This is a genomic window from Nocardia sp. GP40, assembly GCF_050434125.1.
Classification (GTDB): domain Bacteria; phylum Actinomycetota; class Actinomycetes; order Mycobacteriales; family Mycobacteriaceae; genus Nocardia; species Nocardia albiluteola.
In genome coordinates this window covers 515,063-529,395 of record NZ_JBNPVW010000001.1, presented here as the reverse complement: position 1 = coordinate 529,395, position 14,333 = coordinate 515,063, and the positions used below count along the sequence as shown (strand labels likewise).

Below are 14,333 nucleotides of genomic sequence, written 5' to 3'. Positions count from 1 at the left end.
ATTACACGGTCGGACCGCGCCCCCGGCACCACATACCCCCGTCCCGAGAGATTGTTCCCGGTTCGTGGCGCAGCGGTGCCGCAGGCGTGGCTACAGGCCCAGGTACTCCTTGAGCTCCCACGGCGTCACCTGCGCACGGTAGCCCGCCCATTCCAGGCGCTTGTTGCGCAGGAAGAAGTCGAACACGTGCTCGCCGAGGGTCTCCGCGACCAGCTCCGAGCGCTCCATCGCCTTGAGCGCGTCGTCCAGGCTGGCCGGGAGCTCCTTGAAGCCCATCGCGCGGCGCTCGGCGGGGGTCAGCGACCACACGTCATCCTCGGCCTCCGGCGGCAGCGTGTACCCCTTCTCGATACCGCGCAGGCCCGCGGCCAGCAGCACCGCGAAGGTCAGGTACGGGTTGCAGGCCGAATCGGGGCTGCGGATCTCCACCCGGCGGGAGGAGGACTTGTTCGGGGTGTACATCGGAACCCGAACCAGCGCAGAGCGATTCGACCGGCCCCAGGACGCCGCCGTGGGCGCCTCGCCGCCGTGCACCAGGCGCTTGTAGGAGTTCACCCACTGGTTGGTGACCGCGCTGATCTCCGGGGCGTGCTCGAGAATGCCCGCGATGAATGCCCGCGCGGTCTCGGACAGGTTGTTCGGATCGTCCGGATCGGCGAAGGCGTTGGCCTCCCCCTCGAACAGGCTCATGTGCGTGTGCATCGCCGAGCCCGGGTATTCGGGGAACGGCTTGGGCATGAACGTCGCGCGCACGCCCTCGTCGATCGCCACCTCCTTGATGAGGTAGCGGAAGGTCATCACGTTGTCGGCCATGGACAGCGCGTCGGCGTAGCGCAGATCGATCTCCTGCTGGCCCGGCGCACCCTCGTGATGGCTGAATTCCACCGAGATACCCATGGATTCGAGCGAATCGATGGCATGGCGGCGGAAGTTCGGTGCCGACTCGTGCACGACCTGATCGAAGAAGCCACCGGTATCGGCCGGAATCGGCGGCCTACCGTCCTGCGGGGTGTCCTGCAGCAGGAAGAACTCGATCTCCGGATGCACGTAGCAGCTGAAGCCGAGATCACCGGCCTTGTTCAGCTGGCGGCGCAGCACGTGGCGCGGATCGGCCCACGACGGCGAGCCGTCCGGCATCGCGATATCGCAGAACATGCGCGCCGAGTGCTGATGGCCCTTGCTGGTCGACCACGGCAGCACCTGGAACGTCGACGGGTCCGGCTTGGCGACCATGTCGGCCTCCGAGACCCGGGCGAAGCCCTCGATGGCCGAACCGTCGAAGCCGATGCCCTCCTCGAAGGCGCCCTCCAGCTCCGCCGGAGCGATCGCCACCGACTTCAGATACCCCAGCACATCGGTGAACCAGAGTCGCACGAAACGGATGTCCCGCTCCTCCAGCGTGCGTAGCACGAATTCCTTCTGGCGATCCATACGCGCGAGCGTAAGCATGGCTCGTTAAATCCGTGTTACATCCCGGCTCCCGACGCGCTAGAGATATCGTGCGGTGCCCCAACCGCTATCCGCAGGTGAGCCCCTTCGCCGGTTCCTTCAGGTCGATCAGGTAGCTCATGACCGCGTCGTCGACGCACTGCACCCCCCCGGACAGGAACACGGTGTGCCGGGTGCCGCGGTTGGTGATCAGGTCCGCACCCAGCTGCTGGGCCAGGTCCACACCCGCCTGATACGGCGTCGCCGGATCGTTGGTGGTCGAGATGACGACCGTCTTGGCCAGGCCCGGAATCGAGAGCTTGTGCGGGTTCTCGGTACTGGGCACCGGCCAGAACGCACAGGTGTCCAGCGGCGCGGCGTTGGACCCGTGGCCATCGTCCAGGAACGGCGCGGCCTTGCGGTAGGCGGCGTCCTGCTGAGCGGCCACCGCGCGGTCCTTGATCGCCGGATCGTCGACGCAGTGGATGGCCAGGAACGAGTCCTGGGAGTTGTCGTAGGTGCCGTTCTTGGCGCGGCCGTCGTACAGGTCGGCCAGCTCCAGCAGGATGTTGCCGGTGCCGTGCTGCAACTCGGTCAGGCCCTTGGACAGCACGTCCCAGTTGTCGTTGGCGTACAGCGTGTTCTGCACGCCGGTGATCGCGTCACCGTAGGTCAGCCCGCGGCCGTCCCTAGTGGGCACCGGGCGACCCCACAGCGGGTCGACCAGTTTCTGGAACAGCGCGGTCGCCTGCGCCGGATCCGAGCCCAGCGGGCAGTCCGGCTTGGTGGCGCAGTCCTTGGAGTACATGTCGAAGGCCTTCTGGAAGCCCGCGGCCTGCTCGACGGACTCCTGCCTGGGCTGCTGGTCGGGATCCACCGCGCCGTCCAGCACCATCGCGCGGACCTTGTCCGGGAACTTCTCCGCGTACGTGTAGCCCAGGCGGGTGCCGTAGGAGTAGCCGACGTAGTTCATCTTCGCATCGCCCAGCACCCCCCGGATGACGTCCATGTCCTGCACCACCTCGCGGGTGCCGACGTGGGCCAGGAAGTCGTTGCCGGTGCGGTCGGTGCAGTGACCGGCGAACTGCTTGTCCTCGTTCTCCTGTGCGGCGATGCCGGCGGCGTCGTTGGATTTGGACGGCTCGGCGCGCTCGGCGTCCCATTCCTTGGCGGTCAGGCACTTGATCAGCGGGGTGGAGCTGCCGGTGCCGCGCGGATCGAACCCGATGCGGTCGAAGCGCTGCGCGAGCTGGGTGTCCTGGCCCTGCTGGACCATCCAGACGCCGGACTGCCCCGGGCCGCCGGGGTTGAACAGCAGCGAGCCGATCTTCTGGCCGGTCGCCTTCAGCCGGGACACCGCGATCCGGGCGGTCGGGCCGTCGGGCTTCGCGTAGTCGATCGGCACGGTGATGTGCGTGCACTGCGCGTTCACCGGCAGCTTGCTGTCCGCATCGCCGAAGCCGTCGCACGTACCCCACTGCGGGGTCTGCTTGTAGAACTTGTCCAGCGCGGCGGTGTTCGGCGTGGACGTGGCGGACTGTTCCTTGGACGACGTGGAGCAGGCGGCGGCCACGCACATGAGGGCCACGACGACAGCGACTCGACCGGATCGCAACAGACCGGGGCGGTGGGGCGGGGGTACGCAGGGACACGGCATGCGGAAGATCCTCGCATCCCCGGCGCGTGTGATGAAGTCCATGGTCTAGGGGCGTTCACTCCGGTACCGGGCCGGTGGCATGCTGAAGACGTCATATCAACCCGGGGACCCGGATGGGCCTCGAGGAAACGACGAAAGGGACATCGATGTCCACATCCGATGCGGAAACCCCTGCTTACGGTGCTACGACGCGCACTTCCCGGCGAAAGACGCGAGTGCAGCACCTGCAGCAGATGAAGGCCGCGGGAGAGAAATGGGCGATGCTCACCGCCTATGACTACTCCACGGCGAAACTGTTCGAAGAGGCCGAAATCCCTGTCCTGTTGGTCGGCGATTCGGCCGCCAACGTCGTCTACGGATACGACACCACCGTGCCGATCACCGTCGACGAGCTGATTCCGCTGGTGCGCGGGGTCGTACGCGGCGCACCGCATGCGCTGGTGGTCGCAGACCTGCCGTTCGGCAGCTACGAGGGCTCCCCGCAGCAGGCCCTGGCCAGTGCCATCCGCTTCATGAAGGAGGGCGGCGCACACGCGGTGAAACTCGAAGGCGGCGAACGAGTCTCCGACACCATCGCCACGCTCGTCGCGGCGGGCATCCCGGTGATGGCGCATATCGGGTTCACCCCGCAGAGCGTCAACACCCTCGGCGGATTCCGGGTGCAGGGCCGCGGCGACGGCGCCGATCAGCTGATCGCCGACGCGATCGCGGTGCAGGAGGCCGGGGCGTTCTCGGTCGTGATGGAGATGGTGCCCGCGGAGCTGGCCGGGCAGGTCACCCGCAAGCTCACCATCCCCACCGTCGGCATCGGCGCCGGCGCGGATTGCGATGCGCAGGTGCTGGTCTGGCAGGACATGGCCGCCTATACCAGCGGCAAGACCGCCAAGTTCGTCAAGCATTTCGCGCAGCTGGGCGATCAGTTGCGCAGTGCCGCGGCGAACTACGCCGATGAGGTGCGGCGCGGGGTGTTCCCCGCCCCGGAGCACAGCTTCTGATTCCACGCTCGAATCCGTTGGCGCGGCGCGCGGTCGGCTATTGGGCTGACCGCGACGTCGCGGACGGGTAGGGTTCCTCGTCGTGATCACGGGGGAATGTCGGGCTACCGCACCGGCTTTCACAGCGGTGCGCGGCCGGCGGGCTCCCCGACCGCACCACCCGATGAAGGACACCCATGGCTCAAAGCGGTACCTATCTGTGCGACAACACCGGCGATTCGGCGGCCGGCTTCGGCCTCGGCTCAGCGGATCTCGGCATCCCCTACCAGCGCCCCGACGGTACGTGGGGCTACGTCTTCGGTGACAGCTTCACCGGCCAGGAGGCGACCGATCCGTATATCGGGAGCCCGGTCGTGCTGTACCAGAGCACCTTCGACGCCTCCGGACGGACCCCGATCGCCTTCACCGCGTCCCAGCCGAGCCCCAAGGTCGCGCAGGTGTTCAACTACAAGCACAACGCCGACAACGGATTCGGCACCGAGGTCAGCCGGATCCCCAACGACGCGATCACGCTGAGCCAGAACGGCAGCACCCGGATCTTCATCCAGTACACGTCGGTCAACGCCTGGGTACCACCGGGCAGCGCGAACGACGGATCGCTGATGGGCGGTGTCGCGTACTCCGAGGACGGCGGCGTGACCTGGAAGGATTTCGACCAGCACTGGCCGGGCGACGCGCAGGGCGGCAACGGCAGCCTCGAATTGATGTGGACCTTCGCCGGCGTGGATCCCGACGGCTATCTCTACATCTTCAGCAAGGCCTGGAACGGGAGCCACAACTACACCGGCGACAACGGGCTCATCCAGCTGTTCCGGTATCAGCCCGCGGACTTCTTCGCCGGAAACTTTGCCGCGCGCGAGAACTGGGCATTCCACGAGGGCTCCTGGCAATGGCTGCCCGCCGCGCAGGCCGGCGCGACACCGTTGTTCACGCCGGGCAACAGCATCGGTGAATTCTCGGTCAAGAACATCGGCGGCACCTACGTCATGAGCTATTTCGACGTCACCGACTACAGCATTCGCACCCGCACCGCCCCGCGCCCGGACCGGATCTGGACCGATCCGAAGACCCAGGTGGTGGGCAACCGGGACCTGGTGTTCTCGCGGTGGTTCCGGCCGGTGCTGAAGAACCTCTACGGCGGCTACATCCACCCCGGCAGCCCCGATCCGTCGAATCTGACGTTGATCATCAGCGCCTGGGACGGCAACCACGGCGACCGCCCATACACCGCCACCCAGTGGACGGGATTGTCCGCCTGAGGAGGTGAGCGCCCCCGTCACCGCCGGAGGTGGTGCGGTACTCGCGAACGGTGGCAAACTCGGTGCCAACGGATCAGGATTCGAGCAAAGGGAACAGATGGTACTGGCCCAGGCGAAAACGAAGCGGAGCCGACGGGCGACTCGCGGGGCGATGGGGGTGACGGGGGTCGCGGTGGCCGTCGCGCTGATCGCCGGGTGCGGGAGCGGCGGCTCGCCCGCGGGATCCGGTGGATCGCTGTCGAGCACGGCCACCACGACGGCCGCCGCGGCGCCCACCAAGGGCCAGGTCATCCCCGACCCGTCCGATACGGTCGCCCAGCAACTGTGCGACCAGATCAAACCGCAACTGTCGGACTGGCGGGTGCAGGGGCCGACGCTGGGCGGCACCGCGCTGAACATCACCGTGCACCAGTGGGCGCTGGGCAACGGCGGGCTGGCCATGAGCGCCCGGGTGCTGACCGACAAGGCGATGGTCGACCGCATCACCATCAAGAATTGTCCCGATATCCGCACGCAGGCGATCCAGGCACTGAATCTGCCGGATCTGGCCTCGGGCATCCTGTTCTGATGCGCACCCTGTATCCGCCCCTGGAAGTGAACCGCCACGGCATGCTCGATGTCGGGGACGGCCAGCAGCTGTACTGGGAGGAGAGCGGCAACCCGGACGGCAAGCCCGTGGTCTTCCTGCACGGCGGCCCGGGCGGCGCGACCTCGCCGTTCCACCGGCAGTTCTTCGATCCGAAGGCGTACCGGATCGTGCTGTTCGATCAGCGCGGCTGCGGGCGCTCCACCCCGCACATCGCCGACGGAGCGAGCCTGGAGGTCAACACCACCTGGCATCTGGTCGCCGATATCGAAAGGCTCCGAACGCATCTGGGCATCGAGCGCTGGCAGGTGTTCGGCGGCTCGTGGGGTTCCACGCTGGCGCTGGCCTATGCGCAGACCCACCCCGGCCGCGTCACCGAGCTGGTGCTGCGCGGGATATTCCTGTTGCGCCGCAAGGAGATCGACTGGTACTACAACGGCGCCGCCGGATATGTATACCCTGACGAATGGGAGAAATTCCTGGCGCCGGTGCTGGAGGCCGAGCGTCGAGGAGATCTCGTGAGCGAGCGCAGCATAGAGACAGCGTGGGGCACACACGAAGGCGGCGAGCGCCAGCGAGTCGACCTTGTCAGTGTCTATCACCGGCTGCTGCATTCCCCCGATGAGCAGGTCGCCACGGCGGCCGCCATGGCGTGGTCCACGTGGGAGGCCGCAACCAGCGCACTGCTCCCCCAGCCCGATCGCGTCGCGGAGATGGGCCAGGCGCGTTTCGCGCTGGCCTTCGCCCAGATCGAGAACCACTACTTCGTGCACGGCGGTTTCCTGGACGACGGCCAGCTGCTGCGCGATATCGACCGCATCGCGCACATTCCCGGCGTCATCGTGCAGGGCCGGCACGACATCGTCTGCCCGGCCGTGAGCGCCTGGGATCTGCACCGGGCGTGGCCCGAATCGCAGCTGCACATCGTGCCCGATGCCGGACATTCCGCCAGCGAACCGGGCATCGCCCATCATCTGATCGAGGCAACCGACAAGTTCCGGGACATCTGATGGTCGCGGCAGCCGGTTCGGCGCTCATCGACGCCCTGGGCGACGATGTGGACCGGCTGCTGCGGGCCGAGCCCGAGGTGCGCGAGGATCGCCCCGATTCCGTGCACGCCATGCGCGTGGCGACCCGGCGGCTGCGCAGCCTGCTGCGCTCCTATCGCCGCCTGCTCGAGCCGGGGCCGGTGGGCGAGATTCGCGACGAATTACGCTGGCTCGCAGCACTTCTCGGAACGGCACGCGATGCGGAGGTGCGCGCCGACCGCTTCGAGGCACTGCTCGCGGACGTGCCCGACGCCGAAGGTGCCGCCGCGCAGCGCCGCACGATCCGGCGGCTGGTGCGCACCGAGCGCGCTCATTATTCGGCCGCGCACCGGGTGCTGCTGCGCGAGCTCGACGGCCCCCGCTACGCGCAACTGGTCGAGACGCTGCGGAAGCTGCGCCGCCGCCCCCCACTGCGCCGGCGGCGCGCCGAGGCGGAGGCCACCCGAGCCTTCGGTTCGGTGCTGCGCAACGACTTCCGCGAACTGAGCGGCCTGGTCGGTGACGAGATCGCGCTGCGTGCGAACCCCGCGGTCACCGCGGCTCAGCGGATCGAGCACCTGCACGATATTCGAAAGTCCGCCAAGCGATTACGCTACAGCGCCGAGGCCGCCGCGCGAGTGCTGGGCGATCCGGCGACCGAACTGGCCGAGCGCGCCAAGAACCTGCAGACGGTACTGGGCGATCATCGCGACGCCATCGAGGCGATGGAGACCATCCGCACCACCGCCGCCCGCACCCGCACCACCGACACCTCCCCCTTCGACCGCATCTACCAGTCCGAGGCCGACGCCGCCCGCAAGGCCCTCGAACAATACGCTCCGGCTACGGAATTCATCCGCCTGCGCTACGACTCCCTCTGAGCCGCCCGGCACATACCGACCGCCCGGCGGGCCCGGTTATCATCGGACGCAATGTATGTCGACTTGATGCTCGATTCTCTCGAGGGACTGTCGGTGGGGGATGCGGTGGGCCAGCAATTCCCCGTCATGCGCCGATCCATTCCGGAACTGCTGGCGGGCGAGGTTCCACCCGGCCCGTGGGAATGGACCGACGACACCGAAATGGCCTGTTCGGTGGTCGCCGAACTCGCCGGTCACCGCACGATCGACCAGGACCGGCTCGCGATGTCGTTCGCGAAACGGTTCGATCCGGCCCGTAGCTACGGGTGGGGGGCGCAGCACCTGCTGCGCAAGGTTCGCCTCGGCCATCCCTGGCGCAAGTTGTCGGCCGCCGCCTTCGATCACCGCGGTTCCTGCGGTAACGGCGGGGCCATGCGGGTCGCCCCGCTCGGCGCCTACTTCGCCGGAAAGCCGGAAAAGGCCGCGGCCGAAGCGATCCTGTCCGCACAGGTGACGCACATGCATCCCGAGGGCGTCCTCGGCGCGGCCGCGGTCGCCGTCGCGGCGGCGATCGCCGCGCAGGCCCGGCTGCGCGACACCCGGCCCGGACCGGTCGAATTCCTCACCGCCGTCCTGGAACACCTCGACGGCGGCGAGACGACCGGGCTGATCCGCCACGCCCGCACGCTGCTCGGTGCGCCCCTGGACCGGGCGGTGAGCGAGCTCGGCAACGGCAGCATGGTGACCGCCCAGAACACGGTGCCCCTCACGCTCTGGGTGGCGGCCACCCACCTGCACGACTATCCCGCCGCGATCGCGACCTGCCTTGCCGCGGACGGCGACATCGACACCACCGGCGCCATCACCGGCGGGATCGTCGCCACCTACACCGGCACGGCCGGGATTCCGCCCGGCTGGCTCGCCGCGCGAGAACCGCTGCCCGACTGGTTGACCCGGGATCCCCGCGTGCGGCGCGGCGGAAAGGCCGGGTTCGGTCGCGTCCGGCAGTGGTTCTCGCGCTGACCGCGGCGCTGCGCGGCTGAGCGGGGCACGAAAAAGGCCGACCTCGGACCCGGTCCGGAGTCGGCCTCATTCGGCTCGCACCGCGCAGGAACCGCCGCCCGCGCAGCGGTTCCAGGCGCCGGTGCGAACTACCGCAGCGCCAGCATGGTGCCGCTCAGTTGATCGAACGGCCCGAAGACGGTGAACACGACACGTCCGTCCGGGTAGTGCGACGACAGATCCGCCGCCGAATCGAGCGCCTGCCCGAACGACGCCGCGGACGGGTGCGGGATCACCCCGATGGTCTGGCCGATGTGGGTCTGGTGCACCCATTGGGTGTCACCCGGGCTGAGGTCGATCCGGACCCCACCGTCCAGCGGCGTGACCGCGACCGCGGAGGCCGAGCCGGCCCCCAGCACAGCCAAAACCGAAGCGGCACCGGCGATCAGCGCACCGGCGGCCAACTTGCGAACTGCTCGCATATAGACAGAACCTGCTTTCCGACATTCGTTGACACCCATAGACCTCAGCCGCCACCCCCGGCGACGAAGTCATCCAACGCGCAATACCTTATGACGGCAATCACTGTTCCGGCCACTTCGACGCGAATCGCCGCGCGCGACACGCCGATAACAATCGGATGTCGGCCGAATTGGCCAGATTCCGGTCATGGCGAGTGGCGCATTGGAGACTCCGGAATCCGGCGAGGCATGCGGTGCCTGCGTTTTCGTGTGCCCGTGCGGATCGGACCGCCGGGTCGACCGCGGCCGCCGGGATTGCGGCAATCGGGCGGCGCGCCATGGCGTGCCCGTTGTCATCATCGGCGTGGCGCGACGGTGACCCAGCGCTCCGATCGACATGATTCAGAGCGGGTCAGCATAACTTCCGCCTCCGGTCGCGTCCGGTCCGGTGGGTCCGCGGCGCGCCCCGAAGTGGGACGACGCGGATGCGTATTCAGCAGTTTCTGCGCCACGGCCGGGCCGCTGTTAATGTGGCCGGAAGTTCACCGGGGACGGTCGACCCGCCTCGCTGAACCCGCACGCATCAACAACACCTGAGGGAGTTTCGCACCGAATGTCGTCCATCGTCTACGACTACCTGCTGCCTATTCTGGGACCCGAACAGGCCACGCACTGGGCCCAGATCCTGGTGATCGCCCCCGCGGGCTAACCGACAGCACGGTTTTTCCGCACCGACACAACGGCGGTCCCCATTTTCAGGGGCCGCCGTTTTTCGCGTTTCAGTCCCTGCCGACGTCTTCGGCGCTGTCGGCGTCTTCGACACTGCCGGGTGCCTGGCCGTGAACGACGGTCTCGTCGCCGGCGGCCGCCCCGACATTGTCCGTTGCCTCTTCATGGTCGGCCGCCCAGATACTGAGTGTCGTGTCCTCGGTGCCGACCGCCTCAGGCCCGTATGTCGTCCCGTCGGTGCCGGCCTCGTCGGCACCATCCTGCCCCGCGTTGTTCGCCCCTGGAGTGGACCGCTCCAGAAATCGCAACAGCTCCACGGGGAACGGCAGCACCAGCGTGGAATTCTTTTCCGCCGCCACCTCGACCACCGTCTGCAGCAGGCGCAGTTGCAGCGCGGCCGGTGCGGCCGCCATCGTCGCACCCGCGTCGGCCAGCTTCTGCGAGGCCTGCAGCTCGCCCTCGGCGGTGATGACGCGGGCCCGGCGCTCGCGCTCGGCCTCGGCCTGCCGCGACATCGAGCGCTTCATCGACTCCGGCAGCGCCACATCCTTGATCTCCACCCGGTCGATGTGCACGCCCCAGGACAGCGCCGGGCTGTCGATCATCAGCTCCAGGCTCTGGTTCAGGTGCTCGCGGTTGGACAGCAGATCGTCCAGATCGCTCTTGCCGATGATGTTGCGCAGCGAGGTCTGCGCCACCTGACCGATGGCGAACAGATAGTCCTGCACCTCCACCACGGCCTGCACCGGATCGATCACCCGGAAGTACACGACCGCATCCACCCGCACTGTCACGTTGTCGTGGGTGATGCCCTCCTGCCCGGGCACCGGCATGGTGACGATCCGCATCGGCACCTTGCGCATCCGGTCCACGAACGGGATCAGCATCCGCAGGCCGGGATCGCGCACGTCCCGCACGCGCCCGAACCGGAAAACCAGCCCCCGCTCGTACTGTTCCACGATCCGGAAACCGGCCCCGGCCCCGATCGCTCCGAACACGGCGCCGATCGCCACCACCGTGCCGATGATGCCCAAGATGTCCATATCGCACCGCCACGCGAGTTGCCCGGTACACCAACGAAACCGGGCCCTACATCGATGATGGCACTGAATGCGCTCACCGGCATGGGGACTTGAGACGAGTCGGTCTGTAAGCCGGATCCTGTCCCCGGCCTGCGCCGGGGGGCGACCATCCATCTGGGTGCACCGTCGCCGGGCACCTCGAGCGGTCCACCCGCGGGCTCGGGCGAGCAGCCCTCGAACACCCGCGCAGCCGCACTCGCGAGAATGCGGCCTTCGACCTTGCTCCAGGCGGGGTTTACCTAGCCGCCCCGGTCACCCGGGGCGCTGGTGCGCTCTTACCGCACCGTTTCACCCTTACCGGCGCATCCGCGCCGGCGGTTTCTTTTCTGTGGCACTGTCCCGCGGGTCACCCCGGGTTGCCGTTAACAACCGCCCTGCTCTGTGGAGTCCGGACTTTCCTCGGCACCGGGCGGCGACACATGCGTGCCCGTTCCCGTCGCCGCGGTCGCCCGACCGACTCGTCTGCGGGCATTATGCCGCATCGGACCCACACGTGGCGATTCCGATGCCCGCCTCCGCCCGTTTCAGGCCCATGACCGGGGATCCAGCTCAGCACGTCGGATCGGGAACAAGTACCGTATTCCGCCATGGAGCGTGTCGAGGTGGGGTTCCCGTCGGGAAGCGAGCAATGTGCAGCGTGGCTCTATCGGCCGGACGGCCCGCCGAAACCTCGACCCCTGGTGATCATGGCGCACGGCCTGGGGGCCAACCGGGAGATGGGTCTGGACCGCTATGCACGACGATTCGTGGCGGCCGGGATGGGCGCGCTGGTCTTCGACTATCGCCATTTCGGGGACAGCGAGGGTAACCCGCGCCAGCTGATCAGCATCCGCCGCCAGCGCGAGGACTGGCGCTCGGCGATCAAGTACGCGCGCACCGTCAAGGGGTTCGACGCTACCCGAATCGCCCTGTGGGGCACCTCGTTCGGCGGCGGCCACGTGCTGTCGATCGCGCACGAGGACGACTACCTCGCCGCGGTGGTCGCCCAGTGCCCGTTCACCAGTGGCTGGGCCTCGATGACGGCCAGGGGGCCGATCGGCACCCTGCGCGTGGGCACCATCGCGCTGCTCGATCAACTGCTCGGCCCGATCTTCCGCAGGCCGATCAAGGCGCGACTGGCCGGGCGCAAGCGGTCCGCGGCGCTGATGGGCGCCTCGGACGTGCCGGAGGGGTTCGGCCGCCTGGCCGAGGAGAGTGCGACGTATCAGCCGAAGGTCGCCGCCCGCATCGGATTGCGGGTGCTGTTCGATTCGCCGTGGCGGCGCACCAAGGGCATCAAGGTACCGGTGCTGTACTCGCTATGCGACGAGGATTCGGTGGCACCGATCCGCACCTCGCTCAAGGCCGCGCAGCGCACCAAGCACGCGATCGTCAAGCGGTACGAGATCGGGCATTTCGACATCTACTTCGACGACTGGTTCGAGAAGGCCGTCTACGACCAGACCGATTTCCTCGTCTCGGTGCTGCGCCCCTGATCCGCAATTCCATTGCCCCGTGCCCTGTCCCGGGGGCACTATCGGACCATGATCGTGCGACAGGTCGGGACGCAGGACTGGGAGACCGTGCGGACCGCGCGGCTGGCGGCGCTGGCCGGCTCTCCGCCCGGAACATTCGCCACCCTGCTGGAGGAGGCGCAGGATTGGGACGAGCAGCACTGGCGCGACTGGGCCGCCCGGCGCACCATGTTCGTCGCCGAATCCGACGCGGGCATGATCGGGTGCGTCGCAGGGACTTCCAAGGGCGAGGTGCCGGTCATGGTGTCGATGTTCGTCGCGGCCGAGGCCCGCGGCACCGGCACCTCGGACCTGCTGATCGAGGCGGTCACCAGCTGGGCGCGCGCGGGCGGGCACGCCGAGCTGCGGCTGTGGGTGGTGGAGGGCAATACTCCGGCCGAAAAGCTGTACCGGAGGCTTGGTTTCGTGCCCACCGGCCATTACCGCGAGACCCGGGTCCACGCCCCGGACCGCGAATACGAGATGACGCTCTCGCTTCGCTGAATTATGGATCTCGCGCTGCGCTGAGTGCCGCTACAGATAGGACGTGTCGTTGACCAGGCGGACCGAGGAGCCGCCGTCGGGGTAGAACTCGGCGATCGACAGCGAGGCCAGGTCCAGATGCAGCCGGTACAGCAGCGAGGGGCCCACGGCGAGGGCCAGCTGCAGCAGCGTCTTGATCGGGGTCACGTGACTGACCACGACGACGTTACGGCCCGGGTAGAGCCCGATCAGATCGGCGCGCACGGCCTCGATCCGCTCACGCACCGTGCCGAAGCTCTCCCCGCCCGGGGCGGGCACGGACGGATCGGCGAGCCAGCGCGCGTGCAGCTCCGGATCGCGCTGTGCCGCTTCGGTGAACGTGAGCCCCTCCCACTCACCGAAGTCCGTCTCGATAAGCCGGTCCAGCACCCGCACCGGGGCGTCCAGGGCCTGCGCGACCGCGTCGGCGGTCTCCCGCGCGCGCCCCAGCGGCGAGGTCACCACCGCGGCGATATCCCCCTTGGCCGCAAGGTATTTCGCCGCCCTGGCCGCCTGCTCGCGGCCGAGCGCGGTCAACGGCGGATTACCCCGGCCCGAATACCGCCGCTGCACAGATAGTTCCGTCTGACCGTGCCGCAGCAGCAGCAGCCGGGTGGGACGGCCCTGCGCGCCGGTCCAGCCGGGGCTCGCAAGCTGCTCCGGCTTCGCCTGCGCCGCACCGGCATCGGCCGGCCCCTCGGGCTCGCTGAGCGGGCGTAGCGCGGCGCCGGGAGTCTCCTCGGCCTCACGCACCTCCTCGACGACGGACCCGTCGTCCATCGCCTCGTTGGCGAGCCGATCGGCATGTGCGTTCTGCGCGCGTGGGATCCACGCGAACTCGACCCGGTCGAATCCCGCGACGAGCCGGCGGGCCCGGTCGGCGAGCGGAATCATGGCCGCGTGCTTGACCTTCCAGCGGCCCGACATCTGCTCGACAACCAGTTTGGAGTCCATCCGGACCTCGACCACGCGCGCGCCCAGTTCGCTCGCGGCCTCCAAACCCGCTATCAGCCCGCGGTATTCGGCGACGTTGTTGGTGACGACTCCGAGGAATTCCTTGCGCTCGGCCAGCACCCGCGCGTGATCGGCATCCCACACCACCGCGCCGTACCCCGCCGGTCCGGGATTACCCCGCGAACCGCCGTCGGCCTCGATGATCACGTTGGTCGTCACCGCGGTGCACCTCCACATCGGTCTCGTCGGTCCGGCCCGGCAGCGACTCTCGCATCGG

Annotated in this window: 13 protein-coding genes and 1 other RNA gene; 8 read left to right on the top strand and 6 right to left on the bottom strand. The window is 68.3% G+C overall.

Going from position 1 to position 14,333, the window contains the following annotated elements; all coding sequences use genetic code 11:
* Window positions 1-90: 90 nt before the first annotated feature.
* Both glnA and ABH933_RS02220 read right to left on the bottom strand, forming a co-directional pair.
* A complete protein-coding gene (gene glnA / locus ABH933_RS02225) occupies window positions 91-1,431 on the bottom strand; it encodes a type I glutamate--ammonia ligase (RefSeq protein ID WP_215923672.1) in 1,341 nt (446 codons plus the stop codon).
* A gap of 85 nt (window positions 1,432-1,516) precedes the next feature.
* Window positions 1,517-3,007 (bottom strand): alpha/beta hydrolase, encoded by a 1,491-nt coding sequence (locus ABH933_RS02220; RefSeq protein WP_429415693.1) that lies wholly within the window; start codon window positions 3,005-3,007, stop codon window positions 1,517-1,519.
* Between the two features lie 224 nt (window positions 3,008-3,231).
* Between ABH933_RS02220 and panB the strand changes: the two genes are divergently transcribed.
* The 6 genes from panB to ABH933_RS02190 all read left to right on the top strand — a co-directional run bounded on the left by panB (window position 3,232) and on the right by ABH933_RS02190 (window position 8,836).
* Window positions 3,232-4,080, top strand: a complete 849-nt coding sequence (panB, locus tag ABH933_RS02215) for a 3-methyl-2-oxobutanoate hydroxymethyltransferase (RefSeq protein ID WP_429414551.1) — start codon at window positions 3,232-3,234, stop codon at window positions 4,078-4,080.
* Window positions 4,081-4,256: 176 nt separating this feature from the next.
* The gene (locus ABH933_RS02210) at window positions 4,257-5,339 is read left to right on the top strand and encodes a DUF4185 domain-containing protein (RefSeq protein WP_429414548.1); all 1,083 of its coding nucleotides are present in this window, start codon (window positions 4,257-4,259) and stop codon (window positions 5,337-5,339) included.
* 4 nt (window positions 5,340-5,343) lie between these two features.
* Entirely contained in the window at window positions 5,344-5,907 is a 564-nt protein-coding gene (locus ABH933_RS02205) for a hypothetical protein (RefSeq protein WP_429414545.1), read from the top strand.
* Window positions 5,907-6,935: a prolyl aminopeptidase gene (gene pip / locus ABH933_RS02200; protein ID WP_429414542.1), complete on the top strand. Its 1,029-nt coding sequence runs from the start codon at window positions 5,907-5,909 to the stop codon at window positions 6,933-6,935. Before ABH933_RS02205 ends, pip begins: the two co-directional genes overlap by 1 nt.
* Window positions 6,935-7,834, top strand: a complete 900-nt coding sequence (locus ABH933_RS02195) for a CHAD domain-containing protein (RefSeq protein WP_429414539.1) — start codon at window positions 6,935-6,937, stop codon at window positions 7,832-7,834. The genes pip and ABH933_RS02195 overlap by 1 nt, the downstream gene beginning before the upstream one ends.
* A gap of 51 nt (window positions 7,835-7,885) precedes the next feature.
* Window positions 7,886-8,836, top strand: a complete 951-nt coding sequence (locus ABH933_RS02190) for an ADP-ribosylglycohydrolase family protein (RefSeq protein ID WP_429414536.1) — start codon at window positions 7,886-7,888, stop codon at window positions 8,834-8,836.
* Window positions 8,837-8,964: 128 nt separating this feature from the next.
* On the opposite strand, the gene ABH933_RS02185 is transcribed toward ABH933_RS02190, so the two are convergent.
* The 3 genes from ABH933_RS02185 to rnpB form a co-directional block, all read right to left on the bottom strand.
* Window positions 8,965-9,297, bottom strand: a complete 333-nt coding sequence (locus ABH933_RS02185) for a hypothetical protein (RefSeq protein WP_429414534.1) — start codon at window positions 9,295-9,297, stop codon at window positions 8,965-8,967.
* Between the two features lie 758 nt (window positions 9,298-10,055).
* The gene (locus tag ABH933_RS02180; protein ID WP_429414531.1) at window positions 10,056-11,048 is read right to left on the bottom strand and encodes an SPFH domain-containing protein; all 993 of its coding nucleotides are present in this window, start codon (window positions 11,046-11,048) and stop codon (window positions 10,056-10,058) included.
* A gap of 91 nt (window positions 11,049-11,139) precedes the next feature.
* Window positions 11,140-11,548, bottom strand: an RNA gene (gene rnpB / locus ABH933_RS02175) — RNase P RNA component class A.
* 126 nt (window positions 11,549-11,674) lie between these two features.
* Here rnpB and ABH933_RS02170 point away from each other — a divergent pair.
* Entirely contained in the window at window positions 11,675-12,562 is an 888-nt protein-coding gene (locus ABH933_RS02170) for an alpha/beta hydrolase (protein ID WP_215923678.1), read from the top strand.
* A 48-nt stretch (window positions 12,563-12,610) separates the two neighbouring features.
* Window positions 12,611-13,084 carry an N-acetyltransferase family protein gene (locus ABH933_RS02165; protein WP_429414528.1) on the top strand — a complete coding sequence of 158 codons (474 nt, stop codon included), beginning with the start codon at window positions 12,611-12,613 and terminating at the stop codon, window positions 13,082-13,084.
* Window positions 13,085-13,114: 30 nt separating this feature from the next.
* On the opposite strand, the gene ABH933_RS02160 is transcribed toward ABH933_RS02165, so the two are convergent.
* A complete protein-coding gene (locus ABH933_RS02160) occupies window positions 13,115-14,293 on the bottom strand; it encodes a bifunctional RNase H/acid phosphatase (protein WP_429414526.1) in 1,179 nt (392 codons plus the stop codon).
* Window positions 14,294-14,333 lie beyond the last annotated feature (40 nt).